A 24,062-nucleotide genomic window follows, 5' to 3' on the forward strand; every position below is an offset into this window, starting at 1 on the left:
GCCCCGCCGACGTCCGCCGGCCGGACCCGGCCGGCCCGCCGAGGCGGTCCCGTCCGACCGATCCGTCGGGCGCTCCGGCCGACCCGTCCGGGCGGGAGGGCCGCGCCGCCGGGCGCGTCGCCGCCGACCAGCCGCCGGGGGCCGATCCGGCGGGGGCGTCCACCGCCGGTTCCGCGCCCGGCCGGGTGGAGGACTCTCCGGGTACGGTCGCCGGGGGGCCACGCCGTCGCCGGCAGGTCGCCGCGCACCGCGGCCGGGCCAGTGTGGAGGAGGCGAATCTTTCCGCCGCGCCGTCGGCCACCGCCAGCCCGGCCACGCTCGGCACGTCGTACTCGGGCGGGCAGATGACCACGACGGAGACGGCGCCCTCCCGACCGCTGGACCCCGGCGGCACGCCGGGGCCCCGGGTGGTGATCGACCACGTCCAGGTGAGCACGTTCGGCCTCGACGCCACCGTCGAGGTACGCCTGCTCGCCGGTGGTGAGGCCGCGGCCGGGCACTCCACCGGGCCGGCCGTCGACGGGTACGTCCTGCGGCTCTGCGCGGTGGCCGCCGCGGCGGCGGTGGATCAGCTGCTGCGGGGCACCGAGGTCACCGCCGAGCGTGGGCGCTGCTTCGTCGAGCACGCCGCGGTGGTGCCGTTCGGCAACTGCGAGGTGGCCACTGTGGTGGTGCTGCTGGTCTGCGACGGCTGGGTCGAGCAGCTCGCCGGCTCCGCGCTGGTAGCCGGTGACCCCCGGCAGGCGGTGGTCCGCGCGACGCTGGCCGCCGTCAACCGTCGCCTGGAGGCGTTGCTGGCCTGACCGGACGCGGTGTCGGGGCGGGTGGTGGTGGGCACACTGGGGGCATGAAGCGCGCCGCCCTCTGGCCCGATCAGCTGCTGCCCCCGCACCACGTCCCGCCGCCGTGGCCCGGCCGGGAGGTACGCCTCGACGGCACGGTCACCTACGTCCGGGACACCCCGGCCACGGGCCCGGACGCCGAGCCGGCGCTGTACGTGCACGGGCTGGGCGGCTCGTCGCAGAACTGGACGGACCTGGCCGGCCTGCTCGCCCACCGGCTCGACGGGCAGGCCATCGACCTGCCCGGGTTCGGGCGCAGCGAGCCGGGGCGGCGCTACACGATCCCGGCCTTCGCCGAGCGGGTGGTCCGCTGGATCGAGCACTCCGGGCGGGGGCCGGTGCACCTGTTCGGCAACTCGCTCGGCGGGGCGATCGCGGTGCACGTGGCGGGGCTGCGGCCGGAGCTGGTGCGTACCCTCACCCTGATCTCCCCGGCGTTGCCGTTCCTGGACTTCCGCCGCTCGTTGCAGGGGCGGATGCTGCCGCTGCTGGCCATCCCGCTCGGGGAGCGGCTGGCGGCCCGGCGGCTGGCCCAGCTCGCGCCGGAGGTGATGGCCCAGCAGGTGCTGGAGTCGTGCTTCGCCGACCTGAGCCGGATCAGCGAGCAGCGCCGGCAGGAGGCGTTGGAGGAGATCCGGGTGCGCTACGAGGCCGCGCACTACGCCGCCGCGTACGTCCGGACGTTCCGCGGCCTGGTCTCCAGCTTCCTGCGCTCGTACCTGCCGGGGCCGGGGTCGATGTGGCGGATCGCCGCGTCGGTCCAGGCCCCGACGCTGGTGGTGGGCGGCATGCAGGACAAGCTGGTGGACGTGCGGGTGGCGCCGCAGGCGGCCCGGGTGATCCCGGACAGCCGGCTGATGATGCTCGCCGGGGTCGGCCACGTCGCGCAGTTGGAGGTGCCGCGCACGGTGGCGCGCGCCGTGCTGCACCTGCTCGCCGAAACGGTGGACACCGCGCAGCGGTCCGACGTGGCAGGCTGACGCGGATGCCCGAGTTCCTCCCCCACGGCCGCCGCGCGCGTGCGACCGGCCGCGGCCGCCGCGCGCCCGCCGCCGGCCGTCGGTGGACGGTGCTGCTGGTGGCGCTGCTCGCGGTCGTGGTCGGTGCGGGCGGGGTGCTTTCCGCCAGCGGTCCCGGGGCCGACGCCGGCACGCTCACCGCCGGCACGCCGACTCCCGGGCCGACCGCCGCGCCGGCTCCCGGGCCGACCGCCACGCCAGCCACGCCGTCGCCGTCGCCGGTCACCCCGAGCCCGTCCGCGACCAGCCCAACCCCGGTGCTCCAGCTGGCGGGCCCGGTGCCGTCCGCCGGGCGGGGCAGTTTCGGGTACGACGACCGGCCCGGCCCGGTGCTGGGGCGGGCCGGCCCGGTGCAGCATTTCCGGGTGGCGGTGGAGACCGGCTCGGGCGAGGACGTGCACGCCTTCTCCGACGAGGCGCAGGCGGCCCTGGCCGGCCCGGGGAGCTGGGTGGACAGCGGTCGGCTGCGGCTGCGCCGGGTGCCGGAGGGTGAGGCGTACGACTTCACGGTCTACCTGGCCAGCGCGACCACGGCGGGGCGGATGTGCCGGGCCGGGGGAGTGGACATCCGGGTGGGCGGCCGGCCGTACACGTCCTGCCGGGCGCCGGGCAAGGTGATCATCAACCTGGACCGGTGGCGGACCTCGGTGCCGCACTTCGTACGGGCCGGTGTGCCGCTGTCGCTCTACCGCACGTACGTGGTCAACCACGAGGTGGGCCACCAGTTGGGGCACCACCACGAGCGCTGCCCGGGGCGGGGCCGGCCCGCGCCGGTGATGCAGCAGCAGTCGCTCTTCCTCGACGGCTGCACCGCGAACCCGTGGCCCTACCTCGACGGCCGGCGGTACGGCGGGCGTCCGGTCTGAGCCGCGCCGCGCGATCTGAAGCATGTTCGCGTGACTCGCGGCAAAAACACGTAAATGCCCGATTAATCTGCCATGCTGGTCGGGTGACCGCGTTTTCCCCGCTCGCCGAGGGTGGCGAACCGGAGCCGGCCGACCAGGACCGTCGGCCCGCCGGCCAGGCCCGACCCGGACTGGTCCGGCTGCGCCGACGTCGGCGACGTGCCGCCCTGCTCGGCCTGCTCGGCCTGGTGGCGCTCGGCGCGACCGTCGCCGGGGTCACCCTCGTCCCGGCCGACGACCAGCCGGCCGTGCCCCCGTCCGCCCGGGGATCGCAGGCGCTGGGGCTCGGCACCGGCCAGCGGGCCGCGCCGACCGCGTACCCGACCAGCGGCCCCGGCCGGTTCGCCGCTGCCGACGGGCGCTCCCCGGTGCACGGGTTCGCCGGCCCGCTGCGCCGCTACCGGGTGGCGGTCGAGGAGGGCACCGGGCAGGACGTCGACGTCTTCGCCGCCGGCGTGGACGAGGCGCTCGCCGACCCGCGCAGCTGGATCGCCTCCGGCGAACTGCGGGTGCAGCGGGTACCCGAGGCAGCCGCCGCCGACTTCACCGTCTACCTGGCCACTCCGGCCACCTCCGAGCGGATGTGCGCCGAGGGCGGGTTGAGCACCGACGGGTACACCTCCTGCCGGCTGCCCGGCCAGGTGATCATCAACCTGGCGCGCTGGATGGACGGCGTGCCGGACTACGGCGCCCCGCTGGCGGTCTACCGGACGTACGTGGTGAACCACGAGGTCGGGCACGAGTTCGGCGAGGAGCACCAGGCCTGCCCCGGCTCCGGTCAGCCGGCCCCGGTGATGCAGCAGCAGACGTACGGTCTGAACGGCTGCGTCGCCAACGCCTGGCCGTACGTCGACGGGATCCGCCACGAGGGCGCGCTCGTCCCCGGTGTCTGAGTTATTCCCGCTCCCGCATGTCGGGCGGGTGTCGCTGCTCATGGCCGATCGGCCCCCCGGCGAGCGACAATGGCGCGGTTCGCCACCAGCCGATCCCGGGGAGTCCACCGTGTCGCTGCCCCCGCTCGTCGAGCCCGCCGCCGAGCTGACCGTTGACGAGATCCGCCGCTACTCGCGCCACCTGATCATCCCGGACGTCGGGGTCGAGGGGCAGAAGCGGCTGAAGAACGCCCGGGTGCTCTGCGTCGGCGCCGGCGGTCTCGGCTCGCCGGCCCTGCTGTACCTCGCCGCCGCCGGTGTCGGGACGCTCGGCATCATCGACTTCGACACCGTCGACGAGTCCAACCTCCAGCGCCAGGTCATCCACGGCGTCTCCGACGTGGGCCGGTCCAAGGCCGAGTCCGCCGCCGCCTCGATCCGCGAGATCAACCCGCTGGTCCGTGTGGAGATCCACAACACCGCGCTGGACCGGGAGAACGTCCGGGAGATCTTCTCCGGGTACGACCTGATCGTCGACGGCACCGACAACTTCGCCACCCGCTACCTGGTCAACGACGCGGCGGTGCTGCTCGGCAAGCCGTACGTCTGGGGTTCGATCTACCGCTTCGACGGCCAGGCGTCGGTGTTCTGGGCCGAGCACGGCCCCTGCTACCGCTGCCTCTACCCGGAGCCGCCGCCGCCCGGCATGGTTCCCTCCTGCGCGGAGGGCGGTGTGCTCGGCGTGCTCTGCGCGTCGATCGGCTCGATCCAGGTCAACGAGGCGATCAAGCTGCTCGCGGGCATCGGCGAGCCGCTGGTCGGCCGGCTGATGGTCTACGACGCCCTGGAGATGTCGTACCGCAAGATCAAGGTCCGCAAGGACCCGAACTGCGTGCTCTGCGGCGAGAACCCGACGGTCACCGACCTGCTGGAGGACTACGAGGACTTCTGCGGCGCGGTCTCCGAGGAGGCGCAGGAGGCGGTGGTCGACGCCACCATCACCGCACGGGAGCTCAAGGAGTGGCAGGACGCCGGCAAGGACATCTTCCTGGTCGACGTCCGCGAGCCCGCCGAGTACGAGATCGTCCGGATCCCCGGGGCCACGCTGATCCCCAAGGGCGAGATCATCTCCGGCGAGGCGCTGGCGAAGCTGCCGCAGGACAGGCAGATCGTGCTGCACTGCAAGTCCGGCGTCCGCTCCGCCGAGGCGCTCGCCGCGCTGAAGGCGGCCGGGTTCCGCGACGCCGTGCACGTCCAGGGCGGGGTGCTCTCCTGGGTCAAGCAGATCGATCCCTCGCTGCCCGCGTACTGACCGGTCGGCCGGGGTCGGGTGCGGCGACGAGGCCGCCCCGACCTCGGCCGATTCCCCGAGGCGCGATCGCCTTTCCGCAGGTAGCGTGTCCGCCGTGGTGGACATGGACGCCGCTGTCGGCTTCGTCGTGGCGCACGGGGACGCGGTGGACCGCGCCCGCCTCTCCCGGCTGCGCACCGGCGCGCCGGTGGCGGCCGAGCTGCTCGACGCCGCCGAGGCCGGGCAGGCGCCCGACGGCGGCTGGCCGGCAATCCTCGACGGTGCCGTGGGCTCCGTCGACGCGACCTGCTTCCGGTTGGCCGAGCTGGACGACCTCGGCGCCCTCGGCCGCCCGGCGGCCCGGCACGCGCTGGACTGGCTCGCCGCGCGGCAGCTGCCCGACGGCGGCTGGGACGAGGACCCGTCGCTGGCCGGCCTCGCCCCGGAGTGGGCCCGGCCGGGCGATCCGGAGGCCCGCTTCTACCTCACCGCCAACGCCGGGTTCTGGCTGACCGTGGCCGGGCTCGACGCCCGCGCCGCCGGCCCACTCGACCACCGCGTCGGCGGCGCGTACGCCGGGGTGGTGCAGGCGGTGGCGCAGTCCGTCGCCGGGCAGCTCGGCGAGGACGGCAGTTGGCCGTCCTTCCTGCCCGCCGGCTGGCTGAGCGCGGCTCTGCTGCACCGGCAGGAGATGTACTACGAGTCGGCGCGCATCCAGGCGGTGCTGGCCGAGCGGATCCCGCAGATGTCCCCGGCGGACGTGGCCTGGCTGGCCGCGACGCTGAGCCGGGTCGACGTGGGCGAGGAGCAGTGGCTGCTGGTCTCGGCCCGCCGCCGGCTCGCCGAGACCCAGCGCAGCGACGGCGGCTGGGACAGCGACGACGGTCACCAGTTCGACGTGTACACCACGCTGCGGGCGATCCGGGCCTGCCGGGCGGCGGTCACTTCAGCTGGCTGATCACCAGCGGCCACCAGCCGTCCGGGGCGAAGGCGGCCCGGTCGATGCTCTCCAGCACGGTGCGCAGCGACTCGGCCCGCTCGGCCCGGCCCGCCTTGCCCTCGTCGGCCTCGACGAAGAGCGCGAACTGGTAGAGGAACTCGACGAAGGTGCGGAAGCTGCTGTTGACGCCCTGGATGTCCTGCTGGTCCAGGTCGAGCTGGAGGATCTCCCCGGTCCGCGGGTCGAGCACGTAGAGCAGGTCCGGGTTGTCGGCCACCGCGCCCACCACGATCAGCCGGACGTCCAGCGAGCCGTCCTCGGTGCTCAGCTGGATGGTGTCGTACAACTCGATGTCGCCCTCGAGGAAGGCGGTGTAGACGACCGCCACGTCGAGCGGGATCTCGTCGCCGGCGGGGAGCAGCTCGGGGCTGAAGCCCCCCTCCAGCCACGCCTCGCGCGGGTACGGGATGAGCTCGTCCTCGCTCCACAGTGCCGTGAACCGGGGATCAGCTGCCATGACGGTCCTTCGCGGGTCGGCGGTGGGATCAGGAGGACAGGCCGGCGGCGATCAGCAGGCGCCGCCAGTTGTCGGCGTACTCGCCGGCGTGCGGCCCCTTGCGCAGCCGCTGCTCGGCCACGCCCGGACCGAGGACGGTCCCGACGAGCGCCGGATAGCCGGGACCGAGCACGTGCTCGTCGAAGAACGTGACGACGTCCGGGGCGATGACGGTCAGCTCCGGTTCGGAGTCGGGGTGCTCGTAGAGGAAGACGTAGTCGTCCGGTTCCATCCAGTAGACGTCGAGGTCCTCGGTGTCCAGGTAGATCGGGGCGCCGGCCCGGATCTCCGCGCGCAGGCGCGGCGGGATGCTGTGCACCTCGTGGCCGACCGGCAGTGGGCTGCCCATCGGGTCGCTCTCGTCCACCGTGCGGGCCGCCCAGGCCGCCGGGCTGACAATCTGCTCCGGGGGCGCGAACCGGAAGTTGTCCCCCTCCAGTCGGCCGAAGAGACTGTAGACCTCGGCCACGCCGGGCAGCTCGGGCAGCGGTTCCAGCGGGGCCGGCTCGCCGATGACCACGCCGAAGCCCCGCTCCGCCTCCAGTTGCCGCAGCAGGTCGAGCTTCTCCCGGATCCGGCCCAGGCCGGCGGCGTGGTCGGGGCTGCTCACGGGATGACCTTCACGATGATCGGCGTGCCCTCGGGGACGTCCCGCAGCGCCACGGAGATGTCGCTGCCGAGCTGGCGGTTGGTCCAGGCGTCCATCGGCCTGAGGTTAGCGTATTCATCCTTTCCGTCCATTTGCAGCTCGTGGATGTGGTCCGGGTCGTACCCCTGGCCGCTTCTGGTGATCGGCCCCTTGCCGGCGTAGAGCCGGTCCACCGCGGTCTTGTTGGCCACGTACTTGTTGGTCTTCCGGTCGCCCATGTCCTGGGTGAGACGGCCGTCCTTGGTGAGGCGCCGGATCATCCGGTCCCGGTAGATGTTGGTGCGGGTACGGCTCTTCTTCGTTGCGGGGTCGTAGACCTTGTTGCTGTCCCGGTCCGACTTCGCCTTCTTGAGCGAGCCCTCGTCGCCGAGCCGGCGCAGGTCCTTCGCCTTGCGGTCGAAGTCCCGCTTGTCGAAGTCGGGCCGGTTCCGCAGCACCAGCACGGCCGGCCCGTCGACCTTGGCACCGGTGCTCTTGGCGGTACGGAACACGTCGGCGTTCTCCAGGAACGCCGAGACGATCTTCGCGCCCTTGGCCTGGGCCTGGCGGGGCGGGTCCGTCCGCTTCTTAACCATTGAGCACCGCGTCCACCGCCATCCCGATCAGCTGGTCGACGATCATCCCCGTGATCATCTTGAAGATCGGGATCTCCAGCAGGGACGCGCCGAAGGTGGCCACGGCCGTGGCGATCGCCTGCGCGATCTGGATGGCCAGCAGGATCAGCTGCACGATCACCTGGATCTTCAGCGCCAGCACCACGCCCGCAGCGGCCATCAGCCCGATGGCGATGACGTTCGTCGGGTCGGTGGCGTCGGCGATGTTGCGGGCGGCCGACTCCTTGTCGTTCCACTCGTCGGCGAAGGCGGTGAAGCTCTCGCCCCGGTTGGTCTCCAGCACCGTCCGCGCCGCCGTCTCCAACTGTGCGACCGAGCCGTTGATCCGGTCGGCCATCCCGGTCCACTCACCGGCGAGCTGGAAGAGCGCGGTCTCGTCGGACTCCGGCCAGTCGTACCCGATCATCGAGAGCAGGGACGCGAGCTCGCCCGGGAGCGTCAGACCCACGGTGGCTCCTTTCCTGGGTGCGGCGCGCTCATCCGCCGAGCTTGCCGAGAATCGACTGGAACGAGCTGGTGGCGTCCTCCTCGACGGCCTGGTACCGCTCCGCCATCGAGTGCAGGCCGGCGGCGTAGTTCTCCAGCTCGGTGATGTTGGTGCTGAGACACTCGGTGAGCCCGTCCACACAGGCCTGGTGGGCGACGCCGAGCAGCATCCCGATCTCGTCGCCGCCGAAGGCCTGCGCGTAGCCGCCCGCCGCCGCCTGGAACGCCTCGAAGGCCTGGCGGACGCTCTCCCTGGCCCGGTCCAGCTCGTCCGCGCCGCGGCGCAGCGCGTCGATGTCGACGTCGAGTGGTTCCATCGTCAGCTCCGCCGCTGGATCTTCCGCATGGTTTCGCTGATGGCGGTGCTGATCTCCCGCATCTGCCGCAGGCCCTGGTCCTGCAGCCGCTCCACGGTGGCGGTCATCGCGGCGAGGTCCGGCATCGGCTCCGTCCCGGCCGCGTCGTCGTCCTGCCCGTCGAGTGCCGCGTTCACCGCCCGGCGCAGCTCCTCGGCGAGGTGTTCCGAGCCCTCGCGGAGCACCCGGGGATCGAGGTCGACGGCGCTGACCCGCCCGTCGGTGCCGAGGGTGACCCGGATCCGTCCGTCGGCGGCCTCGCCCACGGACTCGACCCGCTCCCGGGGCGGGCCGGTGCGGCTCACCTCCCGCAGCGCGGCGCGCGCCTGCGCCAGTTGCTCTTCCAGGGCGCTTTCGCCCAGCATGCCGCCTCCCCAGACAAGCCGTGCCGAACCCGCCCCAGACTATCGGCCCCGCGCACCCTCGCGGTGCCCCGGTCCGATCGGGACGGTCAGCCGCGTAGGTGTCCGTCCCCGGTGACCACGTACTTCGTCGAGGTCAGCTCGGGCAGCCCCATCGGGCCGCGGGCGTGCAGCTTCTGGGTGGAGATGCCGATCTCGGCGCCGAAGCCGAACTCACCGCCGTCGGTGAACCGGGTCGAGGCGTTCACCATCACCGCCGCCGCGTCCACCCGGGCCACGAACTCCCGGGCCGCCGTGGCGGAGTCGGTGAGGATCGCCTCGGTGTGCCCAGTGCCGTACCGGCGGATGTGCGCGACCGCCGCGTCGAGCGAGTCGACCACGGCGACCGAGATGTCCGCCGAGAGGTACTCGGTGGCGAAGTCCTCGTCGGTGGCCGGCACCACCGCGTCGGAGAACGCGGCCACCCGGGCGTCGCCGTGCACGGTGACCCCGGCCTCGGCGAAGGCTGCCAGCGCCGGCGGCAGGAAGGCGTCCGCGACGTCCGCGTGCACCAGCAGCGACTCGGCCGTGTTGCAGGTGGACAGCCGCTGCGTCTTGGCGTTGAGGGTGACCGCCACCGCCTTCGCCACGTCCGCGGCGGCGTCGACGTAGACGTGGCAGTTGCCCACTCCGGTCTCGATCACCGGCACCGTCGACTCCTCGACCACGGTGCGGATCAGCGACGCGCCGCCGCGCGGGATCAGCACGTCGACCAGGCCGCGCGCCCGCATCAGCTCCTTGACCGAGTCGCGGGAGCCGGCGTCGAGCAGTTGCACCGCGTCCGCCGGCAGGCCGGCCCCGGCGACCGCGTCCCGCAGGACGGCGACCAGCGCCGCGTTCGAGTTCGCCGCCGACGAGGAGCCGCGCAGCAGCGCCGCGTTGCCGGACTTCAGGCAGATCCCGGCGGCGTCCACGGTCACGTTCGGCCGGGCCTCGTAGACGATGCCGACCACCCCGAACGGCACCCGGACCTGGCGCAGCTCCAGCCCGTTGGGCAGGGTCGAGCCACGGAGCACCTCGCCCACCGGGTCGGGCAGCGCGGCCATCTGGCGCAGCGCGTCGGCGATGTCGGCCACCCGGCCCGCGTCGAGCGCGAGCCGGTCCAGCACGGCCGCGCTCAGCCCGGCCTCGAGCCCGGCCGCCAGGTCCGCCGCGTTCGCGGTCAGGATCTCACGCGTACGCGCCACCAGCGCGTCGGCCATCGCGTGCAGCGCGGCGTCCTTGGCGGTACGCGTGGCGACGGCCAGTTCGCCCGCCGCCTCCCGGGCCCGGCGGGCCTGCTCGGTGACGCTCATCCGTCCACTCCTCACAGCAGCACGAGGTCGTCACGGTGGACGACCTCCCGTTCGTACGCCGGGCCGAGCGCCGCAGCGAGTTCCCCGGTGGAGCGGCCGAGCAGCCCCGGCAGCTCCACCGCGTCGTAGTTGACCAGCCCCCGGGCCACCGGCGCGCCCTCGGCGTCCACCAGGTCGACCGGGTCCCCGGCGGTGAACGCGCCGTCCACGGCGGTGATCCCGGCCGGCAGCAGCGACTTGCGCCGCCCCACCACCGCCTGCACCGCCCCGGGGTCGAGGTGCAGCCGACCCCGGGGCGCGGTGGCGTGCGCGAGCCAGAACAGCCGGGCCGCGGGGCGCCGCCGGCTGGGGTGGAAGAGCGTGCCGACGGGCTCGCCGGCCAGCGCCCCGGCGGCCAGCGGCGCGGCGGTCAGCACCACCGGGATGCCGAAGCCGGTGGCGATCCGGGCCGCCTCGACCTTGGTGACCATGCCGCCGGTACCGACGCCGGAGCGGCCCGCGCCGCCGATGTCGATGCCGGCCAGGTCGCCCTCGCCGCGTACCTCGATGATCCGGGTGCTGCCCGGCCGGGCCGGGTTCCCGGTCCAGAGCGCGTCCACGTCGGAGAGGAGCACCAGCAGGTCGGCGTCGACCAGGGCGGCGACCAGCGCGGCCAGCCGGTCGTTGTCGCCGAAGCGGATCTCCTCGGTGGCGACCGTGTCGTTCTCGTTGACGACCGGCACCGCGCGCAGGTCGAGCAGCTTGCGCAGGGTCCGGTACGCGTTGCGGTAGTGCGCCCGCCGGGTCACGTCGTCGACGGTGAGCAGCACCTGCCCGACGGTGAGCCGGTGCCGGGCGAAGCCGGCCGCGTACCGGCCGATGAGCAGGCCCTGCCCGACGCTCGCCGCGGCCTGCTGGGTGGCCAGGTCGCGGGGCCGCCGGGCCAGCCCGAGCGGGGCCAGGCCGGCGGCGATCGCGCCCGAGGAGACCAGCACCACCTCGCGGCCGGAGGCGGCGAGCGCGCCGAGGGTGTCCACCAGGGCGTCGACCCGGGCGTCGTCCAGCCCACCGGCGGCGGTGGTCAGCGAGGACGACCCGATCTTGACGACGACCCGCCGGGCCTGGGTGACTGCTTCGCGCACCCGCCCATTCTGCGCGCCCGGTCCCGCGCGACCCGGCCGCGTTCCCATATCGTGGCCGGTCGTGACGCCTGAGGAGTACGTCGAGACGGTGCTCGCGCTGGTCGAGCGGATCCCGCCGGGCCGGGTGATGTCGTACGGGGCGATCGCCGACGCCCTCGCCGAGCGCTCGGGACGGGCCTCGGCCCGGCTGGTCGGCTCGATCATGGCCCGGCACGGCGGCGGGGTGCCCTGGCACCGGGTGGTGAACTCGGCCGGCCGGCTGCCGCCCAGGCACGAGGTGGAGGCGCGGGCCCGGTTGCGGGCCGAGGGCTGCCCGCTGCGCGCCGCCGGGGTGGACATGACGGCGGCGAGCTGGTGGCCGGAGGAGGGGATGTGACCGCGGCCATGACGTGGGTAACCGGACCTGGCCGCCGCGGTGGCGGCAGCGCGGGCGGCCGGGCCGGTCACTGCCCCACGCTGATCGCCGGCGGCGCGGCCTCACCGGTAGGCGATGGTCACCCCGTTGTTGTCGATGTCGGGGTCCAGCAGGTAGTTCCTGCCTGGGCCGGTCGCGTTGCCGCGTACCAACGCCTTTCCGGGCGACAGCGTCACGTCCCGGGGCAGCCGCACCCCGAGGCGCAGGGTCAGCTCGCCGTGCGCGGCCACCGGCCCCAGCTCGCAGCGCAGCGGGGGGCGGTACCTGCCCGGGTCCGGGCCGCAGGACGCCCAGGCGGAACCGTCCGGCGCGAGGGACGGCGGCAGATCCAGCGTCAGGGACACCCCGTCGGCGCGCCGGTCCCCGAGATTGCGGATCCGCACCTGGATCGTCCCGACCCGGGAGCCGTCGGCGGGGTCGTCGGCCAGCACCAGGTCCTTCGCGGTGACCGCCAGGTCTGTGGAGTACGGGTTCGGGCCGAACGAGGTCGGGCCCTCGACCTGCGCGAACCGCCCACCTGTCCAGCGGTAGCCGCGCCACTGTCGCTGTGACCAGTCACCCGGCCAGCCGCCGCCGGGCGCCAGATCGGCGACCTGCACCCGGACGAGGCCGTCGGACCGCACGTCCAGCGCAGTCAGCCACTGCGGCTTTTCGATGGTGCTCGCCACCACCCGTCCGAGCGTGACGATCGCGCCGGCCTCGTCCCGGTCGAAGGCGACGACCTGCTCGGGTCCGCCGCTGCCGACCGTGCACTGGACCAGCACCACCGTCTCGGTCGCCCCGTCGCCGTCGACGTCGCCGTGGTCCATCGCCTCGACGGTGTTGGTGCCCTCCTTGGCGGTCTTCGGGTCGCCGGCGAGCCGGGTACCGGTGGTCGGGCAGCTCGGCCCGGGCCGCCAGGCCGGCAGGTCGACGCGGGCGGCGAGCAGCTGAGCCCGGCTGATCCGGCCGTCGGGCGCCGTCCGGGTCGGGTTCGGGCTGGTCACGGACGGGCTCGCAGCCGGGCCGGCCGACCCGCTCGGCGTCGGCGACGCGGTCACGCTGGGCGTCGGCTCGACCGGGCCGGGGCGCGGGGCCGGGTGGTCCAGCGCCGCGTACCCGACCGCCGGCCCGGCCAGCAGCGCCAGGACCCCCGCGGCGGCGGAGGCGAGGTGCCGGTGCCGCCGCTGGCGTACGGTCCGCCGGACCGCCGCCGGCCCGGGCACCTCGACCTCGGCCAGCACCGTCTGGCGGTAGCGGGCGAACTCCTCGGCGAGACCGACGATCTCCTGCTCAGACATCCCGCACTTCCTCGGTGGTTTCGCGCAGGTGCGTGGCGAGCGCCGCCCTGCCCCGGTGCAACCAGGACTTGACGGTGCCCTCAGCGACCTGTTCCTGGGCGGCGATCTCGGCGACCGACAGATCGGCGAGATAGTGCAGGACGACCGCCCGGCGGTGTTTCGGCGGCAGCTGCGCCAGCGCGGTGTCCACCGCCACCCGGTCCGGCGTCGGCCCGGCGACGTGCGTCTCCCGCTGCCGCCGCAGGTACGCCTGCGCGGTGCGCAGCCGACGCCAGCGGTTGTGGCCGAGGTTCCAGGCGACCTTGCGGACCCAGGCGAGCGGGTCCTCGTAGCCGGCGATCCGGTCCCACCGGGCGTAGGCCCGGCAGAACGCCTCCTGGACCAGGTCCTGTGCCTGGCCGAGGTCTCCGGTGTACGCGGCGAGCTGGACGACCAGCCCCCGGAAGTGAGCGTGGTAGAAGTCGTCGAAGACCGGCTCGGGCGGTTCGGGGGCCGGGCCCGGCGGCGGCCCGCCGACCCGTACGTCTCTCGTCACACTCACTCGTCCTCCCCGTGGGCGCTCGGTGGCCCCGCCGCCGACACCGGTCACACCGGTGGCCGGCGGGGGCGGTTGCAGCGGCCCGCTGCTCTCCGTTGTCGGCTCCGGGACAGCCGGCCCGGCGCGGGTCCGGTCCCGGACGGGCACCGCCGGCCGGGACCCCCGTGCCCGGCCGGCGGTGGCTCATGGCGGCGCGTCAGCCGTTGTCGACCGCGCCCACCGCGACCTGGAGGGTGTTGTCGGTCGGGTCGGTGTCGGCCACCTCGCCGTCGCCGTACCAGGTGGTCAGGGTGAACCCGACGGTGCCGAGGTCACCGGCGACGGTTTCGGCCGGGGCGCGGAACAGCACGTCGAAACCGCGCTCCTCGCCGGCCGCCATCCGGCCGCCCGGCACGTCGAAGTAGCCGCCGAAGCTTGGCGAGTCCTGCGGGTCGGTGCCGGCGATCTCCACCCCGGCGGGCAGGGTGGCCCGCACGAAGAGGAAGTCGTGCGGGGCGTCGCCCGCGTACCGCACGGTCACCGGCAGCCGGCCCGCGTACGTCCCGTCCGCCTGCCGGGTGAGGGTCACCGCGCCGGCGGTGGCGGTGATCGCCGCCTTCGCCTCGGTGTCCTGCCTGTACGGCTGCGGGTGGCGCAGCGAGCCGTCGGTGGCGCGGAACCAGGTGTTGAACTTCTCTCCGTCCGCCACCTGCCCGGTGTGGCCCGGCACCACCTCGACCCGGCCAGCCGCGGCGGTCATCGCGTACGGCCTGGGCGAGGTCAGCACCTCGAAGGCGGCCGCGAAACTCCGCCGCTCACCCGGCGCCAGGTCCGGCCCCGGCACCTCGCACTCGAAGACCCGAAGGTCCCCGGCCAGCCCTCCGGACATGCACACCCCGGCTGGCTGTACGCCCCGGAAGGAGCCGGCGACCGGCTCGGTGATCCGGACCGTGTAGTACTCGGCGGCGCTGCTCCGGTTGGTGACCGTCACCGACAGGCTGCCCTGGTAACCCCGCGCGGTCGGCTCCAGGACGAGCCGGTCGGCGGAGACCGCGGCGGGTGCGTCGGTGGACGCCACGGCGGCGGTGACCGGCGCGGCGGCCAGCACGGCCAGTGCCGTGCCGAGCAGTGCCCCGATCCGCTGTCCAGTACGAGTGTTCATCTGAGTCCTCCCGTGATCCCCGTGGGTGCGCGGCGGTGCCGCGCGTGAGTTGGCGATGCCCTTACACCTCCTAGAAGTCGTGAACGGCCGCACCGGTTGCCCCCGGGCGCTGTGGTTGACTGTCCGGTGGGGGACAGGAAGGGGGCGGTCGTGCAGCTGCCGGGAGTGCTCGGCGAGCCGATCCGGTTCGTGCTGAACTGGGGCCGCCGCTACTCGCTCTGGGTCTTCAACTTCGGCCTGGCCTGCTGCGCGATCGAGTTCATCGCCACCAGCATGGGCCGGCACGACTTCATGCGGCTCGGTGTCATCCCGTTCGCCCACGGTCCCCGGCAGGCCGACCTGATGGTGGTCTCCGGCACGGTCACCGACAAGATGGCCCCGGCGATCAAGCGCCTCTACGACCAGATGCCCGAGCCGAAGTACGTCATCTCGTTCGGCGCCTGCTCCAACTGCGGTGGCCCGTACTGGGACTCGTACTCGGTGACCAAGGGGGTCGACCAGCTCATCCCGGTCGACGTCTACGTGCCCGGCTGCCCGCCGCGGCCGGAGGCGCTGCTGCACGGCATCCTCCGCCTTCAGGAGAAGATCGCCGCCGAGCAGGCCGGCATCGGCGGCGTGGCCCGCCCCGACCCGCTCGCCCCGCCGGTGGACGCCGCCCCGCACCCGGACGCCGCGCCCCGCTCCGTGGCGTCGCTCACCTCCCCGCCGGTACGCCCGCCGGCGTCCTGAGCCGCCGCCGGGCCCGACCGGCGGGCCGGCATCGACCGGTTAAATGGTCTTCAATGTTGTCCGGCGTCGCTATCTTGCTGGCATGAAATCCATGCGGGCAACGGGGGCCGCCCTCCTGGCGACGCTCGTCATAGTTCCTCTCACCGCTGCTCCGGCGGCCGCCGACACCTTCGGCTACACGGGCATCGTCAGCGATCCCGACGGCGCACCCGTCGCGAACGCCTGCTTCGCCCTGCACACCTCGCCCACCGACGTCGCCGCCGAGTACTGCTCGGACGCGCAGGGCCGCTACACGATCCCCGGCGCGTGGAACGCGCCCGACTACAAGATCCGGATGCACGCCGAGGGGTTCCGTACCCAGTGGTGGTACGACGCCCCCGACCACCTGAACGCGTCGGCCGTCTCGATCCCGGCGGGCGCCACGGTCGAGCAGAACTTCACCCTGGGCCGGGGCGCCGGCAGCATCAGCGGCCGGATCAGCGACCAGTACGGCACGGGAGTCGGGGCCACCGTCGCGGTGCACGGCGAGGACACCTCCTACCGGGCCATCGCGTACACCTGGGACCTGGGCGACGGGCGCTACGCGCTGAACAACCTGCCGCCCGGCCGCTACCGGATCTCCGTCTACGACAACGTGCGCGGCACCCAGTGGGTGCCCGGGAAGGAGACCCGGGAGGAGGCCACGGTCTTCACCCTCACCGACGGCGGCGCGCTCACCGTCGACGAGCGGCTCCTGCCGCTGGGCACCGTCGAGGCCCGGGTGACCGACGCGGTGACCGGCCTGCCGGTGCGCCGGCCGTGCGTCCACATCTCCGGCGGCCGGGACGAGACGGTCTGCGGCAGCGACGGCCTGGTCCGGGTGCCGGACGTGCGGCCGGGCAGTTGGGAGCTGGACGTCACCGGCGGGGCGTCGTACTTCCCGGTGGATCCCAGACCCACCGTCGACGTGGCCCGGGGCCAGGTCACCAGGGTCAGCTACCAGCTGCGGCCGGGTGCGGCGTTCGCCACCACCGTGCAGGACGCGGCGACCGGGCAGCCGGTCGGCGGCATCTGCGTGCACCTGGTCCAGCCGAAGTGGGGCGGGCAGTCCGCGCACATGCGCCAGTACTGCTCGTCCGACGACGGACACCTGGAGGTCGGCCCGTTCGAGGAAACCGAGCTGGCCACCTGGCAGCTCTACGCCTTCCAGGCGACCAACCCGTACGAGCCGCCGGCCAAGCGCTACGGCGACCAGTGGGTCACCGCGAACGGGGGCAGCGGCGACCAGCGCGAGGCGCTGTTCGTGACGCTGAAGGCCAGGGAGACGATCACCATCCCGACGGTTCGGGTGGACCCGCCCGGCACGATCACCGGGACGATCCGCAACGCCTCCGGCGCGGTGGTGCCCGGCGTCTGCGCCTACCCGTTCGCGTTCCACCCCGGGCAGGGCGGCATCTTCGGCAAGAACTGCGCCAACGCCGAGGGCCGGTACACCATCGACGACCTCGGCCCGTACCGCTGGCCGATCGAGTTCGCGCCGAGCGCCAACAGCGGGTACGCCTGGCAGTGGTCCGGCGACGTCGCCGACCGGTTCTCCGCCACGCTCACCAAGCTGAACCCGGGTGGCACCGCCACCGTCGACGCCAGACTGGTCAGCGGCGGCGTGCTCGCTGGCAAGGTCACCGACCCGGCGAACCCGACCGCGGCCGGCTACGTCTGGACGTACAACGCGCGGACCGGCGACATCGCCAGCGCCTCGTACGGCTACTTCGACCACGGCACCGGCGGGGCGTTCACCGTCAAGGGCCACCGCACCCAGGACGTGTACGTCGAGTACTGGGTCGACAAGGAGTGCTGGTACGGCGTCCGGAACGCCACCACCGTGGCGATGAAGGCCGGCGCCACCACCACCATCGCCGCGGACACGACCCGCACCTGCGGCCGCGCCCCGGTGACCGGCTCGCACTCCCGCACCACCACCACGGCCGCTCTGCGCTGACCCGGCCGTCCGGCCGGGCGGGCCGGACCGGTGGGTGTCCACCCGCCGGACCGGCCCGCCCGGACGGCTCGCTCGGAGGAGCGCCCCGGCTGGCGGCCGGGGGTTAGCCTGCGGGCCATGACCCCGTCCGCGGAGCAGCGTTCCGCCTTCATCGTCGACGTGCTGACCGACGAGTTCGGCGCGTCGATGGCACTCGACCCGGCGGCCTTCCGCCGCAAGTTCCGCAAGATGGCCGCCTCCCCGTTCGCCTTCTACCGGGGCAGCGCGTCCCTGTTCTACGCCGACCAGCTCGGCGACTTCGCCGACGAGGCGTTCCTCGACGAGTGGACCAGCCGGGTGTGGATCCACGGCGACCTGCACGCGGAGAACTTCGGCACCTACATGAACGCCTCCGGGCAGCTGGTGTTCAACGTCAACGACTTCGACGAGGCGTACGTCGGGCCGTTCTCCTGGGACCTCAAGCGCCTCGCGGCCAGCGTCGCCCTGCTCTGCTACGCCAAGGCCCTCTCCGACCAGGTGATCAGCGACCTGGTCGCCCGGTTCGCCGGGGCGTACCTGACCGAGCTGCGGGCCATCGCGGCGGGCGGGGACGACGCGATCGGCTCCATCACCCTGGACAACGCCGACGGCGTGCTGCGCCGGGTGCTCCAGCAGGCCCGGCTCAACACCCGGGTGGACCTGCTCGCAACGCAGACCACCATCGACAACTACGAGCGCCGCTTCTCCCTCGGGGACGGGGTGTTCGAGATCGACGCGGCCACCCGCGAGAAGGTCCGCGCGGCCTTCGAGGACTACCTGGCCACGCTGCCCGAGGCCACCGCGCGGCTTCGCCCGGTCGCGGCCCAGATCAAGGATGTGGTGCTGCGCAAGGGCGTGGGCATCGGCTCGGCCGGGCTGCCGTCGTACAACCTGCTGCTGGAGGGGCACACCCAGGCGCTGGAGAACGACGTCGTGATCTACATGAAGCAGGCGCAGGTGCCCGCGGTGGCCCGGCACATCGACGACGAGCGGGTCCGCGGCTACTTCCGGCACCAGGGCCACCGTACGGCCGAGTCGCAGCGGGCCCTGCAGGCGCACGCCGACCCGTGGCTGGGCTTCACCGAGCTGGACGGGGCCGGCCAGCTCGTCGCCGAGGTCTCCCCGTACGCCGCCGACCTGGACTGGGCGGACGTGAACGAGCCGGACGAGCTGGCCGGGGTCCTCGGCGACCTGGGCCGGGCGGTGGCCCGGATGCACTCGGTCGCCGACGACGAGTCCAGCCACGACCTGGTGGACCACTCCACCGAGGAGTCGATCGTGGCGGCGGTGGACGCCGACGAGCCGGGTTTCGTCGCCCACCTGGTCGACTTCGCGCACGCGTACGGCGTCCGGACCCGGGAGGACCACCAGCTCTTCGTGGACCTGTTCCGCAACGGCCGCCTTCCCGGCATCTGACCGGTCGGGCCCGTCGGCTCAGGCGGTGAAGTCCAGCACCACCTTGATGTCCTCGCCGGTCTGGGTGTACGCCTCGGCGTACGCCGACACCGGCACCCGGCGGGTGATCAGCGAGTTCAGCCAGGACTGATCGGCCCGGGCCAGCGCCTCGGCGGCCAGCTCCCAGTGCCGCCGGTTGGCGTTGACCGAGCCGAAGACCACGTTGTTCTCCAGCACCAGTTCCCGGTTGAGCGCTCCCGCGTCGAGGTCGAGGGTCCGCCCGCCGCTGGAGACGCCGGTCAGGCAGACGATGCCGATCGGCCCGACCTTGTACATCGCGTCCAGCACCACCACCGGCGCGCCGGTGCACTCGACCACCACGTCCGGTGCGAAGTCCAGTTCGGCCACCGGCACCGTGTGGTACGTCGCGCCGAGCGCCCGGACCAGGTCCGGCTTCGGGCCGGTGGTGTTCCGGTCGAGCACGTGCACCGACAGCCCGCGCTGGATGGCCAGCAGCGCCGCCAGCAGGCCGATCGGGCCGGCGCCGGTGACCAGCACGCTCTGCGGCTTCCACTCGGCGCGGGCGCCGATCCGCTCGATGTGGTCCCAGGCCTTCGCCACCACGCTGGTCGGTTCCAGCAGCATCCCGACCGGGGCGAGGACCGGGTCCAGGCCCACGGCGAACTTCGGTTGCACCCGCCATCGGTCCCGGGCGAAGCCGGGCAGGGCCTTGATGCCGTGCTCGGTGTACCGCCCGTTGCGGCACATGTCCCACTCGTCGACCGCGCAGTTCGGGCAGGGCACCGGATCGGGGTGGCGGACCACGCCGGCCACCAGGTCGCCGGGTCGCAGGGTGCCGGTCGGGTCCTCCAGCACCCGGCCCAGCGACTCGTGCCCGAGCACCAGCCGCTCCTGCCCGGGTGGGGCTTCCCCGTAGTCGCCCGCGATGATCTCCTGGTCGGTGCCGCAGATGCCCACCGCCAGCGCCTCGACCAGGATCGCGCCCTCCTCGGGCGGTGGCTCGGGCCAGTCCTCCACCAGTCGCAGCGAGTCGGGCACTCCGGGAGTCACAGTGACAGCGCGCACGGTGACCATCCTTCCCCGTCCGGCGTCCGCCTGCCGGTCAAAGCGGCCAGATGCCCGCGCCGGGCGGCCTGACCCGCCCACGGGCCGCCGGTCATAGGATCAGCGGCATGACTCCGGAAGAGGTCGGCCAGCGGGTGGTCGCGTTGCTCGCGCCGGTCGAGGCCACCGCGTCGGTCTCCGGCGGTCAGTCGTACGGCCGCGCCACCGTCGACGTACCCCTCGCGAGCTGGGCGGACGCGCTGCGCGCGGCGCGCGACGACGCCGAGTTGGCCTGCGACTTCTTCGACTGGCTCTCCGCCGTCGACGAGCTGGCCACCGGGTTCGACGTGGTGGCCCACCTGTGGTCGACCACCCGCCGGCACGGGGTGCTGCTGCGCACCAGGGTGCCCCGCGAGTCGCCGGCGGTGGCCTCGGTGGTCGACCTCTGGCCGGGCGCCGCCTGGCACGAGCGGGAGACCCACGAGATGTTCGGCATCGACTTCGCCGGCCACCCCGGGCTGGCTCCGCTGCTGCTGCCGCCCGAGTTCGAGGGGCACCCGCTGCGCAAGGAGTTCGTGCTCGCCTCCCGGGTGGCCAAGCCCTGGCCCGGGGCGAAGGAGCCGGGCGAATCGGAGGCCGGTGGCGGTCGCCGCCCGATCCGGCCGCCGGGCGTACCCGCGCCGGGGGAGTGGGGCACCACGCCGACGCCCGCCGGCGCGGCCGGGGTGGGCGAGGGCCCGCGTGGCGGTACCCCGGCCCGCCCGGCCCGGGAGCGGCCCGCCCGGCCGGCTCCGGGCGCGCGTCCGCCGCGTACCCCGAGGGCCGGGGCGACCGGCGACGGCCCGGCGCCGGCCGAAGCGCCCGCGACCGACGACAGTCCGGCGCAGGCCCGCGACGAGGAAGGTACGCCCTGATGCCCACCTGGTTGGAGCTGGTGATCCGGGTCGGCGGCGTGCTGGTCGCCTTCCTCACCCTGCCGCTGGTGGTCGGTCAGGCCGAGCACAAGGTGATGGCGCACATGCAGGGCCGGCTCGGCCCGATGTACGCCGGTGGCTTCCACGGCTGGGCGCAGCTGGTCGCCGACGGGGTGAAGTTCGTCCAGAAGGAGGACGTCACGCCGCGCGAGGCGGACCGGGCGGTGTTCCGGCTCGCCCCGGTGGTGGCCCTGGTGCCCTACCTGCTGGTCCTGCTGGTCATCCCGCTCGGCCCGGACGACCTGGTTGGGCAGCCGCTGGACATCGGCCTCTTCTTCGTCCTCGCCGTGGTCGGCGTCGGCGTGGTGGCGGTGCTGATGTCGGCCTGGGCCTCGGCCAACAAGTACAGCCTGCTCGGCGGCCTGCGCGGGGCGGCCCAGCTGCTCGGCTACGAGCTGCCGCTGGTGCTCTCCGCCGCCTCGGTGGCGATGGCGGCGGGCACGCTCAGCCTCTCCGGCATCGTCGAGGCGTGGCAGCCCTGGTGGCTGCTCTGGCAGGCGCCCGCGATGCTCGTCTTCTTCGTGGCCGGGCTGGCCGAGATCCGGCGGCCCCCGTTCGACATGCCGATCGCCGACTCCGAGCTGGTCTTCGGCTACCTCACCGAGTACACCGGCCTGCGCTTCGCCTTCTTCCTGCTCGCCGAGTACGTGGGCATCGTGGTGATCGCCGCGCTGACCACCGTGCTCTTCCTCGGCGGCTGGCAGGGCCCGTTCGCCGACGGCCAGCTCGGCTGGCTGTGGACGCTGCTGAAGGTCTTCGCGGTCTCCTTCGTGATCATCTGGCTGCGGGTGGCGTACCCGCGGCTGCGCGAGGACCAGCTGCAACGCCTGTGCTGGCTGGTGCTGGTGCCGCTCTCCCTGGCCCAGCTGGTCCTCACCGCCGCCGTCCGCGTCGCCCTCTGACCGGCCCGCGCTCAGCGCAGCGGGGTGTGGGCGGGGTCGACCCGCTCGTCGGCCGGCGGGGGTGGCGGGGGAGTGCCGTCGCCGAAGGGCCGCCCGCCGAGTTCCTCCCGGCCGTGCGGGGTGAGCCAGTTGGACAGGTCGGGGCCGAGCGGCACCACGCCGGTCGGGTTGATGTCCCGGTGCACCTCGTAGTAGTGCCGCTTGATGTGGTCGAAGTCGACCGTGTCGCCGAAGCCAGGGGTCTGGAACAGGTCCCGGGCGTACGCCCAGAGCACCGGCATCTCGGTCAGCTTGCTCCGGTTGCACTTGAAGTGGCCGTGGTAGACCGGGTCGAAGCGGACCAGGGTGGTGAAGAACCGCACGTCCGCCTCGGTGATGGTGTCGCCGACCAGGTAGCGCTGCCCCGCCAGCCGCTCGGTCAACCAGTCCAGCCGGTCGAAGAGCCGGTGGTACGCCTTGTCGTACGCCTCCTGACTGCCGGCGAAGCCGCACCGGTAGACGCCGTTGTTGACGTCCCGGAACAGCACCGCGCTCACCTCGTCGATCTTGTCGCGCAGCCGCTCCGGGTAGAGCTGCGGCGCGCCCCGGCGGTGGTACGCCGTCCACTCGGTGGACAGGTCGAGGCTCATCTGCCCGAAGTCGTTGGTGACCACCTGCCCGGTCGGCACGTCCACGATCGCCGGCACCGTGATGCCCCGCTCGTAGCCGGGGAAGCGGGCGAAGTACGCCTCCTGGAGGCGCTCGATGCCGAGCACCGGGTCGCGCCCGCCCGGGTCCAGGTCGAACGTCCAGCTCCGGGTGTCGTGGGTCGGCCCGGCCACTGCCATCGAGATGGCGTCCTCCAGCCCGAGCAGCCGCCGCACGATGATCAGCCGGTTCGCCCAGGGGCAGGCGCGGCTGACCGCCAGCCGGTACCGCCCCGGCTCGACCGGGTAGCCGTCCCGCCCGTCGGTCGTGATCCGGGTGACGATGTAGCGCTGGTCGCGGGAGAACTCAGCGCCCGGCTCGACGTACTTGCCACCGGTCGTCCCGCCTGCTGCCTCGCCCACGTCGCCCCCTGGAGTCCGTCCGTCGTCTTCGTCCCATCTTCGCCGATCTCCCGCGCCCCGGCCCAATGACCGCCGGTCTCGGGTCGCACGGTCGTCTTCCGCCCGACGAGGGCTGGCTAGGCTGCCCGGATGACCGATCTGGAGGCGGTGGCGCGGCGCTTCGTCGCCGACGTGTGGAACGGCGGGCGCGAGGAGTCCGTGTACGAGCTGGTCGGCGCGGAGTGTCCGGGGCTCGGCGGGGCCGGGCCGGAGGCGACGCTGGCCTGGCACCGGGACCGTCGGGCGGCCTTCCCCGACCTCCGCTACAAGATCGTGGACGTGGTGGCCTCCGGCGACCGGGTGGCGGTGCGCTGGCGGGCCGCCGGCACCCAGGCCGGGCGGTTCGGCCCGGTGCCGCCGACCGGGCAGGTGGCCAGCTACTCGGGGGCGACGTTCCTGCGCTTCGACGCCCAGGGGCGGATCGTGGACGTGTGGAGCGTCAACGAGCTGTTCCAGCTCCTCCAGCAGCTCGGCGTGGAGATGCTGCCGCCGGCCTGACCCGGCGCCCGACCCACGTGGGTCTTCCAAAGTCGTCACGCAGAGTCATCTCGCTGCCGGCGCAGGCTCGGATCAGCCTGATACCTCTGAGTCATCAATATGCCTCTCAGGTATCACGCTCGTTCTGGCACCCACTTCCGGCACCCACTTCTGGCATCCGCAGGCCGCGGCCCGCGCCGGCGCCCTTCGCGGGGACGTCGGCACGGGCCGCGGATGCGCCGGGGCTCAGCCCGGCTTCGACGGGCCCTCCCGGGTCGCGACCGGGACGGCCAGGCAGGTGCTCCCCGGCACCAGGCTGATGCTGTCGATCACCTGCTGCGGGGCGAGGGACACCACGGTCGGCCGGAAGGTGCCGCCGGGCACGTACCAGCACGGCTTGCCGCCGCCCGGCAGGTAGCGCAGCAGCACCACCGGGCCGGCCGGCAGCCCGTCCATCGGGTCGATCGAGCTGCCGAGGTACCGCGTCACCAGGTCACCCGTGGTCGGGTGGTACGCCTCCACCGTCCAGCTGCCCGGCGCGCCCGTGCCCCGCGCGAACCGCGCCCGCCTTGACCTGCACCGGTACGGCGAGGTTCCGGTGGGCCGCGTCGCCGGACCACTCCGGGGTGTACTCGTCGGTTCCGGTGCGTCGTTCTTCCCACCGTCCCGGTACGGCCGGAATGCGCCGGGTGGTGGTCGCGCACGCCGGGGCCAC

Annotated in this window: 26 protein-coding genes and 1 pseudogene; 13 read left to right on the top strand and 14 right to left on the bottom strand. The window is 73.7% G+C overall.

Annotated features, from left to right (window positions below; translation table 11 throughout):
* From AB0I41_RS13805 to AB0I41_RS13830, 6 genes and pseudogenes are all read left to right on the top strand, one after another.
* Nucleotides 1-803 (top strand): annotated as a pseudogene (locus tag AB0I41_RS13805) (hypothetical protein); the annotation flags it as partial.
* Between the two features lie 44 nt (nt 804-847).
* Entirely contained in the window at nt 848-1,822 is a 975-nt protein-coding gene (locus AB0I41_RS13810) for an alpha/beta hydrolase (RefSeq protein WP_357106266.1), read from the top strand.
* A gap of 5 nt (nt 1,823-1,827) precedes the next feature.
* Nucleotides 1,828-2,727: a DUF3152 domain-containing protein gene (locus tag AB0I41_RS13815; protein WP_357106269.1), complete on the top strand. Its 900-nt coding sequence runs from the start codon at nt 1,828-1,830 to the stop codon at nt 2,725-2,727.
* A gap of 83 nt (nt 2,728-2,810) precedes the next feature.
* Complete coding sequence (locus AB0I41_RS13820) at nt 2,811-3,659, top strand: DUF3152 domain-containing protein (RefSeq protein WP_357106271.1); 849 nt, start codon at nt 2,811-2,813, stop codon at nt 3,657-3,659.
* 40 nt (nt 3,660-3,699) lie between these two features.
* On the top strand, nt 3,700-4,950 hold the full coding sequence (gene moeZ, locus AB0I41_RS13825) for an adenylyltransferase/sulfurtransferase MoeZ (protein ID WP_357106274.1): 1,251 nt from the start codon (nt 3,700-3,702) through the stop codon (nt 4,948-4,950).
* A 103-nt stretch (nt 4,951-5,053) separates the two neighbouring features.
* Nucleotides 5,054-5,887, top strand: coding sequence for a prenyltransferase/squalene oxidase repeat-containing protein (locus AB0I41_RS13830; RefSeq protein WP_357106544.1), 834 nt, complete (start codon nt 5,054-5,056; stop codon nt 5,885-5,887).
* On the opposite strand, the gene AB0I41_RS13835 is transcribed toward AB0I41_RS13830, so the two are convergent.
* The 8 genes from AB0I41_RS13835 to proB all read right to left on the bottom strand — a co-directional run bounded on the left by AB0I41_RS13835 (nt 5,871) and on the right by proB (nt 11,395).
* Nucleotides 5,871-6,386, bottom strand: coding sequence for an SUKH-4 family immunity protein (locus tag AB0I41_RS13835; protein ID WP_357106277.1), 516 nt, complete (start codon nt 6,384-6,386; stop codon nt 5,871-5,873). The genes AB0I41_RS13830 and AB0I41_RS13835 overlap by 17 nt on opposite strands.
* Before the next feature lie 28 nt (nt 6,387-6,414).
* On the bottom strand, nt 6,415-7,035 hold the full coding sequence (locus AB0I41_RS13840) for a hypothetical protein (RefSeq protein WP_357106279.1): 621 nt from the start codon (nt 7,033-7,035) through the stop codon (nt 6,415-6,417).
* Entirely contained in the window at nt 7,032-7,649 is a 618-nt protein-coding gene (locus AB0I41_RS13845; RefSeq protein ID WP_357106281.1) for a hypothetical protein, read from the bottom strand. The genes AB0I41_RS13840 and AB0I41_RS13845 overlap by 4 nt, the downstream gene beginning before the upstream one ends.
* Complete coding sequence (locus AB0I41_RS13850) at nt 7,642-8,136, bottom strand: hypothetical protein (protein ID WP_357106284.1); 495 nt, start codon at nt 8,134-8,136, stop codon at nt 7,642-7,644. The genes AB0I41_RS13845 and AB0I41_RS13850 overlap by 8 nt, the downstream gene beginning before the upstream one ends.
* 28 nt (nt 8,137-8,164) lie before the next feature.
* Nucleotides 8,165-8,491 (bottom strand): type VII secretion target, encoded by a 327-nt coding sequence (locus AB0I41_RS13855; RefSeq protein WP_357106286.1) that lies wholly within the window; start codon nt 8,489-8,491, stop codon nt 8,165-8,167.
* Between the two features lie 2 nt (nt 8,492-8,493).
* The gene (locus AB0I41_RS13860) at nt 8,494-8,895 is read right to left on the bottom strand and encodes a YbaB/EbfC family nucleoid-associated protein (RefSeq protein ID WP_357106288.1); all 402 of its coding nucleotides are present in this window, start codon (nt 8,893-8,895) and stop codon (nt 8,494-8,496) included.
* An 86-nt stretch (nt 8,896-8,981) separates the two neighbouring features.
* A complete protein-coding gene (locus AB0I41_RS13865) occupies nt 8,982-10,226 on the bottom strand; it encodes a glutamate-5-semialdehyde dehydrogenase (protein WP_357106291.1) in 1,245 nt (414 codons plus the stop codon).
* 11 nt (nt 10,227-10,237) lie between these two features.
* Nucleotides 10,238-11,395, bottom strand: coding sequence for a glutamate 5-kinase (gene proB, locus AB0I41_RS13870; protein ID WP_357106294.1), 1,158 nt, complete (start codon nt 11,393-11,395; stop codon nt 10,238-10,240).
* A gap of 13 nt (nt 11,396-11,408) precedes the next feature.
* On the opposite strand from proB, the gene AB0I41_RS13875 reads away from it, so the two are divergent.
* Entirely contained in the window at nt 11,409-11,723 is a 315-nt protein-coding gene (locus AB0I41_RS13875) for an MGMT family protein (protein WP_357106297.1), read from the top strand.
* Nucleotides 11,724-11,824: 101 nt separating this feature from the next.
* Here the strand turns inward: AB0I41_RS13875 and AB0I41_RS13880 are convergent, their stop codons facing one another.
* The 3 genes from AB0I41_RS13880 to AB0I41_RS13890 form a co-directional block, all read right to left on the bottom strand.
* Entirely contained in the window at nt 11,825-13,042 is a 1,218-nt protein-coding gene (locus AB0I41_RS13880) for a hypothetical protein (RefSeq protein ID WP_357106299.1), read from the bottom strand.
* Nucleotides 13,035-13,583, bottom strand: a complete 549-nt coding sequence (locus AB0I41_RS13885) for a SigE family RNA polymerase sigma factor (protein WP_357106302.1) — start codon at nt 13,581-13,583, stop codon at nt 13,035-13,037. Before AB0I41_RS13885 ends, AB0I41_RS13880 begins: the two co-directional genes overlap by 8 nt.
* Before the next feature lie 193 nt (nt 13,584-13,776).
* The gene (locus AB0I41_RS13890; protein ID WP_357106305.1) at nt 13,777-14,721 is read right to left on the bottom strand and encodes a hypothetical protein; all 945 of its coding nucleotides are present in this window, start codon (nt 14,719-14,721) and stop codon (nt 13,777-13,779) included.
* A gap of 150 nt (nt 14,722-14,871) precedes the next feature.
* Between AB0I41_RS13890 and AB0I41_RS13895 the strand changes: the two genes are divergently transcribed.
* From AB0I41_RS13895 to AB0I41_RS13905, 3 genes are all read left to right on the top strand, one after another.
* Entirely contained in the window at nt 14,872-15,450 is a 579-nt protein-coding gene (locus tag AB0I41_RS13895) for an NADH-quinone oxidoreductase subunit B family protein (RefSeq protein ID WP_357106308.1), read from the top strand.
* A gap of 82 nt (nt 15,451-15,532) precedes the next feature.
* On the top strand, nt 15,533-17,428 hold the full coding sequence (locus AB0I41_RS13900; protein ID WP_357106311.1) for a carboxypeptidase-like regulatory domain-containing protein: 1,896 nt from the start codon (nt 15,533-15,535) through the stop codon (nt 17,426-17,428).
* A 117-nt stretch (nt 17,429-17,545) separates the two neighbouring features.
* On the top strand, nt 17,546-18,862 hold the full coding sequence (locus tag AB0I41_RS13905) for a DUF2252 domain-containing protein (RefSeq protein ID WP_357106313.1): 1,317 nt from the start codon (nt 17,546-17,548) through the stop codon (nt 18,860-18,862).
* Between the two features lie 18 nt (nt 18,863-18,880).
* On the opposite strand, the gene AB0I41_RS13910 is transcribed toward AB0I41_RS13905, so the two are convergent.
* The gene (locus AB0I41_RS13910) at nt 18,881-19,927 is read right to left on the bottom strand and encodes a glucose 1-dehydrogenase (protein WP_357106315.1); all 1,047 of its coding nucleotides are present in this window, start codon (nt 19,925-19,927) and stop codon (nt 18,881-18,883) included.
* A gap of 107 nt (nt 19,928-20,034) precedes the next feature.
* Between AB0I41_RS13910 and AB0I41_RS13915 the strand changes: the two genes are divergently transcribed.
* Nucleotides 20,035-20,820: an NADH-quinone oxidoreductase subunit C gene (locus AB0I41_RS13915; protein ID WP_357106318.1), complete on the top strand. Its 786-nt coding sequence runs from the start codon at nt 20,035-20,037 to the stop codon at nt 20,818-20,820.
* A complete protein-coding gene (gene nuoH, locus AB0I41_RS13920) occupies nt 20,820-21,782 on the top strand; it encodes an NADH-quinone oxidoreductase subunit NuoH (protein ID WP_357106321.1) in 963 nt (320 codons plus the stop codon). Before AB0I41_RS13915 ends, nuoH begins: the two co-directional genes overlap by 1 nt.
* Nucleotides 21,783-21,793: 11 nt before the next feature.
* On the opposite strand, the gene AB0I41_RS13925 is transcribed toward nuoH, so the two are convergent.
* Nucleotides 21,794-22,831, bottom strand: a complete 1,038-nt coding sequence (locus tag AB0I41_RS13925; RefSeq protein WP_357106324.1) for a glutathione S-transferase C-terminal domain-containing protein — start codon at nt 22,829-22,831, stop codon at nt 21,794-21,796.
* 129 nt (nt 22,832-22,960) lie between these two features.
* Here AB0I41_RS13925 and AB0I41_RS13930 point away from each other — a divergent pair, with 129 nt between their 5' ends.
* Nucleotides 22,961-23,368, top strand: coding sequence for an ester cyclase (locus AB0I41_RS13930; RefSeq protein ID WP_357106327.1), 408 nt, complete (start codon nt 22,961-22,963; stop codon nt 23,366-23,368).
* 225 nt (nt 23,369-23,593) lie between these two features.
* Here AB0I41_RS13930 and AB0I41_RS13935 read toward each other — a convergent pair whose 3' ends face one another.
* Nucleotides 23,594-23,836, bottom strand: coding sequence for a hypothetical protein (locus tag AB0I41_RS13935; RefSeq protein WP_357106330.1), 243 nt, complete (start codon nt 23,834-23,836; stop codon nt 23,594-23,596).
* Nucleotides 23,837-24,062 lie beyond the last annotated feature (226 nt).

Source organism: Micromonospora sp. NPDC050200 (assembly GCF_040656135.1).
In the GTDB taxonomy this organism is placed as follows: domain Bacteria; phylum Actinomycetota; class Actinomycetes; order Mycobacteriales; family Micromonosporaceae; genus Micromonospora.

Coding starts and splice junctions, on each gene's coding strand:
- AB0I41_RS13810 (WP_357106266.1), top strand. CDS start 848: ATGAAGCGCGCCGCCCTCTGGCCCGATCAGCTGCTGCCCCCGCACCAC.
- AB0I41_RS13815 (WP_357106269.1), top strand. CDS start 1,828: ATGCCCGAGTTCCTCCCCCACGGCCGCCGCGCGCGTGCGACCGGCCGC.
- moeZ (WP_357106274.1), top strand. CDS start 3,700: ATGGCCGATCGGCCCCCCGGCGAGCGACAATGGCGCGGTTCGCCACCA.
- AB0I41_RS13830 (WP_357106544.1), top strand. CDS start 5,054: ATGGACGCCGCTGTCGGCTTCGTCGTGGCGCACGGGGACGCGGTGGAC.
- AB0I41_RS13835 (WP_357106277.1), bottom strand. CDS start 6,386: ATGGCAGCTGATCCCCGGTTCACGGCACTGTGGAGCGAGGACGAGCTC.
- AB0I41_RS13845 (WP_357106281.1), bottom strand. CDS start 7,649: ATGGTTAAGAAGCGGACGGACCCGCCCCGCCAGGCCCAGGCCAAGGGC.
- AB0I41_RS13855 (WP_357106286.1), bottom strand. CDS start 8,491: ATGGAACCACTCGACGTCGACATCGACGCGCTGCGCCGCGGCGCGGAC.
- AB0I41_RS13860 (WP_357106288.1), bottom strand. CDS start 8,895: ATGCTGGGCGAAAGCGCCCTGGAAGAGCAACTGGCGCAGGCGCGCGCC.
- AB0I41_RS13865 (WP_357106291.1), bottom strand. CDS start 10,226: ATGAGCGTCACCGAGCAGGCCCGCCGGGCCCGGGAGGCGGCGGGCGAA.
- proB (WP_357106294.1), bottom strand. CDS start 11,395: ATGGGAACGCGGCCGGGTCGCGCGGGACCGGGCGCGCAGAATGGGCGG.
- AB0I41_RS13880 (WP_357106299.1), bottom strand. CDS start 13,042: ATGTCTGAGCAGGAGATCGTCGGTCTCGCCGAGGAGTTCGCCCGCTAC.
- AB0I41_RS13890 (WP_357106305.1), bottom strand. CDS start 14,721: ATGAACACTCGTACTGGACAGCGGATCGGGGCACTGCTCGGCACGGCA.
- AB0I41_RS13900 (WP_357106311.1), top strand. CDS start 15,533: ATGAAATCCATGCGGGCAACGGGGGCCGCCCTCCTGGCGACGCTCGTC.
- AB0I41_RS13905 (WP_357106313.1), top strand. CDS start 17,546: ATGACCCCGTCCGCGGAGCAGCGTTCCGCCTTCATCGTCGACGTGCTG.
- AB0I41_RS13915 (WP_357106318.1), top strand. CDS start 20,035: ATGACTCCGGAAGAGGTCGGCCAGCGGGTGGTCGCGTTGCTCGCGCCG.
- nuoH (WP_357106321.1), top strand. CDS start 20,820: ATGCCCACCTGGTTGGAGCTGGTGATCCGGGTCGGCGGCGTGCTGGTC.
- AB0I41_RS13930 (WP_357106327.1), top strand. CDS start 22,961: ATGACCGATCTGGAGGCGGTGGCGCGGCGCTTCGTCGCCGACGTGTGG.